Genomic DNA, 4,485 nt, shown 5'->3' with positions numbered 1-4,485 from the left:
TTTGAGTGAGCCCGGGATTGGGCCTTATACCTTTAACTAAGGATAACAGTCATCTGTTATTCTAGAAATGAATATTTCGAGATAAGTTTATCGATTCAAGTGATAAGGCGAGGGGGCTGCAAGAGATTGTGAGAGAGTGCGAGAGGGTTCGAGAGAGTGGCAAGAAGTTCAAGAAGAAGTCGATTGAATGGCTGATGATACGAATAAAGGCTGGACGAATATCAATTTGCTGCTTTAATAGGGGAGATGAAAAACGCCAACGTTTCGTTATTAAACGCTAAGATGGTGTAATCCAAAAGCTTTGAGAAAAGAGGCAAGCAATGAAGAAAATGTTACGAACAGACAGCCAGGTTGATGCCGTAGCCGCGGTATTGCTTATCGCGCTCGTAGTTTCATTCGCCGTGGTATGGGTTTCCGGCCAGTAACATTACTGGCCGGCGAGAGCCACCTGCACAACCAGAACAAGCGTACCGATAAACAGCGCTGTGAACAGCAAGCCGCCGATAATGTAGGGCCACGGGCTGTGGCTTCCAAAGTCCTCTTCGCGGCGCTTGCTGGACTGAACGCCCAGAGCGCCCGCTGCGATGCTCTGCATAACTTTTAAAACGCCGGGGCCCCGCGATTTTTCGTTTCTTGGTGTGTCAGGCGTTTTGGTCATATTCCCCTTCCTGTTTACGTGCGGGCCTGGTTTTTACTCTGCGGGATCATACGCGAGGCTGGGCGCCAGCCATCGCTCTGCTTCTGCTTTGGTCATACCTTTACGCTCAGCATAGTCCTCAACCTGGTCTACGCCAATTTTACCCACGGCAAAAAACTTGGATTCCGGGTGCGAGAAGTACCAGCCGGAAACGGCGGCCGTCGGGAACATGGCAAAGTGCTCCGTCAATTCAATACCGGTGTTCGCTGTCGCGTCCAGCAGGTTGAACAACGTCGCTTTTTCAGTATGGTCCGGACACGCCGGGTAACCGGGAGCAGGGCGGATACCGCGATAGCGTTCCTTGATCAGGTCTTCGCTATCCAGTTTTTCACCGGCATCGTAGCTCCAGAACTCAGTGCGCACCCGTTCATGCAACCTCTCGGCAAACGCTTCGGCCAGGCGGTCGGTCAAGGCTTTCACCATGATCGCGTTGTAGTCGTCATTGGCGTCTTTGTATTCCAGTGACATCTCTTCCGCGCCAATACCGGTTGTCACGGCAAAGCCACCTACATAGTCACAATGCTCTGAATGCTCCTCAGCCACAAAGTCAGACAGCGTCATCATCGGTTTGCCCGGTGCTTTTTCGTCTTGCTGGCGCAGATGATGCAGGGTGGTCAGTGTTTCAGTGCGGGTTTCATCGGTATAGACCACAAGGTCGTCACCGCGACGGTGCGCCGGCCAGAAACCGATTATACCAGAGGCACTTACGCGCTTTTCATCCACTATTTTCCGAAGAATTATCTGGGCATCTTCAAACAGGTTGCGGGCCGCTTCCCCGCGTTTGGGGTCATCAAATACTTGCGGGTATTTCCCGGCGATATCCCAGGAGACAAAAAATGGCGTCCAGTCTATATAGGGCACCAACTCCTTCAAATCATATTCATGGAATACCCGTGTACCTGTGAACGCGGGTTTGGGTGGCACATAATTTTCAAAATTGATCTCGGGAGCTCGTGCACGCGCCTGCTCAAGGCTGACGAGTTTGGTGCGATCGCCCCTTTTTTTACGACGTTCGCGAATGGCATCGTATTCTTCACGCGCCGCGCTAACCAGTTCGGGCTTGCCGGATTTGCTCAAAAGCTTGGAGGCGACGTTAACGCAACGGGACGCGTCTGATACATACAGCGCAATGTCGTTTTTATAGTGAGGCTCAATTTTCACAGCCGTGTGCGCCTTCGATGTGGTTGCACCGCCAATCATCAAAGGAAGGTGGAAATCGAGGCGTTGCATTTCACGCGCTACGTGAACCATCTCATCCAGCGACGGTGTAATCAGGCCGCTTAACCCTATTATGTCAACGTTGTGCTCCTTGGCGGCGGCCAGGATTTTGTCGCACGGCACCATAACGCCCAGGTCTATCACTTCGTAGTTGTTGCACTGCAACACCACACCCACGATGTTTTTGCCGATGTCGTGCACGTCACCTTTCACCGTGGCCATCAGGATTTTACCCTTGGCCTGTTGGTCTTCCGATTTTTCCGCCTCAATAAACGGGATCAGGTGTGCCACCGCCTGTTTCATTACCCGAGCGCTTTTCACCACCTGGGGCAGAAACATCTTGCCATCGCTGAACAGGTCGCCGACAACGTTCATGCCGTCCATCAGCGGACCTTCAATCACGTGAATCGGCCGCTCGGCGTTCTGACGACATTCTTCGGCATCTTCGATAATAAAGTTGGTGATGCCCTTCACCAGGGAGTGCTCCAGCCGCTTTGTTACCGGCCACTCGCGCCAGGCGAGATCTTCTTCCTGGGTTTTTCCGCCTTTGCCTTTGTAGCGTTCAGCAATCTCCAACAGGCGGTCTGTGGAATCCTCACGGCGGTTCAGTACCACGTCCTCAACCAGACCCTTCAGCTCAGGTTCAATCTCATCGTAAATAATCAGCTGGCCCGGATTGACGATGCCCATGCTCATGCCGGCCTTTATGGCGTGATACAAAAACACGGAATGAATGGCTTCCCGAACCACATCGTTGCCCCGGAACGAGAACGAAACGTTGCTTACACCGCCTGAAATGGACGCGTGAGGCAGGTTCTTCCGAATCCAGCGCGTGGCGTTGATGAAATCCACCGCGTAGTTGTTGTGTTCTTCGATACCGGTGGCAATGGCAAAAATGTTCGGGTCGAAGATAATATCGCCGGGATTGAAGCCGATGGTCATCAGAACGTCATAGGAGCGTTTGCATATCTGGGTTTTGCGCTCATAGGTGTCGGCCTGTCCTTGCTCGTCAAACGCCATAACGACGACCGCCGCTCCGTAGCGCATGCAGTCACGAGCCCGTTTTATGAACTCTTCTTCGCCTTCCTTCAGGCTGATGGAGTTCACCACGGCCTTGCCCTGAATGCAGCGCAGACCCGCCTCAATGACTTCCCACTTGGAGGAGTCAATCATGATGGGAACACGGCAGATATCCGGCTCTGAACCTACCAGATTCAGGAACGTGACCATCACGTCCCTGGAATCCAGCATGCCTTCGTCCATGTTGATGTCGATGATCTGGGCGCCGTTTTCAACCTGATCACGCGCCACACTCAGAGCTTCTTCGTACTGCTCCTCCTTGATCAAACGCAGAAAACGCTTGGAGCCGGTGACGTTCGTGCGCTCGCCAACGTTAATGAACAGGCTGTTCTCATCACCGGTAAACGGCTCGAGGCCAGATAGCCTTAATGCTTCCGTGCGCGCTGGTATCTTCCGCGGCGGATACTTCGATACCGCTTTGGCAACCGCTTCGATGTGCTCGGGGCGAGAGCCGCAGCAGCCGCCGATGATGTTGAGAAAGCCATCGCGGGCGAAACCTTCGATGATGTCGGCCATTTCCTCGGGTGTCTGGTCGTACTCACCAAGTTCGTTGGGCAGGCCAGCATTGGGATGCGCGCTCACATAGGTGTTGGCTTTGGCGGACAACTCTTGCACGTACGGGCGCAAGGCATCCGCACCAAGCGCGCAGTTGAGCCCCACGGAAATGGGTCGGGAATGGGCAACCGAGTTCCAGAACGCCTCGGTCGTCTGGCCCGACAATGTGCGGCCCGACGCGTCGGTTATGGTGCCGGAAATCATGATTGGCAGCTCGGTTCCGCTGTCTTCAAAATACTGCTGAGTGGCGTAGATTGCCGCCTTTGCGTTCAGAGTGTCAAAGATGGTTTCAATCAGGATGATGTCACAGCCGCCTTCAACCAGGCCTTCAACCGACTCGTAATAGTTGTCCACGAGGGTTTGAAAATCGACGTTTCGAAAGCCTGGGTTGTTTACGTCTGGCGACAGGGACGCTGTGCGTGAGGTAGGCCCTACAGCGCCGGCAACGAATCGGGGTTTATCCGGGTTTTTCGCTGTGAACTCATCGGCGACCTGTCGCGCCAGCTTTGCGGCGGCCACGTTCAGCTCTTTGGCGATGTCTTCGAGACCGTAATCGGCTTGTGACACACGGGTTGAGTTGAAGGTGTTGGTTTCAATAATATCAGCGCCGGCATCCAGATACTCAGCGTGAATGTTTCGCAGCAGGGCAGGCTGGGTAAGGTTCAGCAGGTCGTTGTTGCCCTGAACCTCCCGATCGTAGTCTGCAAAACGGTCGCCGCGGAACGCTTGTTCGTCCAGTTTCTGGTTCTGGATCATGGTTCCCATACCGCCATCGAGAATCACAATGCGTTCCTGCAAGGCTTTGTGAAGTTGTTTCAGGCGAATATTGCGATCGGTCATAGTCAGTATTCCGGATGTCGATATTAACGGCGTATTTGTTTCAATGGCGCGAGATGATAGCAAAATGCCGGCGCCAGTCGTAGCGCCGTCTGTGG

2 protein-coding genes are annotated in these 4,485 nt (G+C 53.6%); both read right to left on the bottom strand.

The features are described 5' to 3' along the window. Positions 1 to 427: 427 nt before the first annotated feature. Positions 428 to 658, bottom strand: a complete 231-nt coding sequence (locus tag ENI00_RS10740; protein WP_304101879.1) for a DUF2970 domain-containing protein — start codon at positions 656 to 658, stop codon at positions 428 to 430. 33 nt (positions 659 to 691) lie between these two features. Beyond that, positions 692 to 4,390 (bottom strand): methionine synthase, encoded by a 3,699-nt coding sequence (gene metH / locus ENI00_RS10735; protein WP_304101876.1) that lies wholly within the window; start codon positions 4,388 to 4,390, stop codon positions 692 to 694. Positions 4,391 to 4,485: the final 95 nt, after the last annotated feature.

The sequence above is a fragment of the Marinobacter antarcticus genome (genome assembly GCF_011049865.1).
Taxonomy (GTDB): Bacteria; Pseudomonadota; Gammaproteobacteria; order Pseudomonadales; family Oleiphilaceae; genus Marinobacter; species Marinobacter antarcticus_A.
The sequence above is the reverse complement of the archived record's forward strand: the minus strand, read 5'-3'. Positions and strand labels throughout refer to the sequence as shown.

Coding starts and splice junctions, on each gene's coding strand:
- ENI00_RS10740 (WP_304101879.1), bottom strand. CDS start 658: ATGACCAAAACGCCTGACACACCAAGAAACGAAAAATCGCGGGGCCCC.
- metH (WP_304101876.1), bottom strand. CDS start 4,390: ATGACCGATCGCAATATTCGCCTGAAACAACTTCACAAAGCCTTGCAG.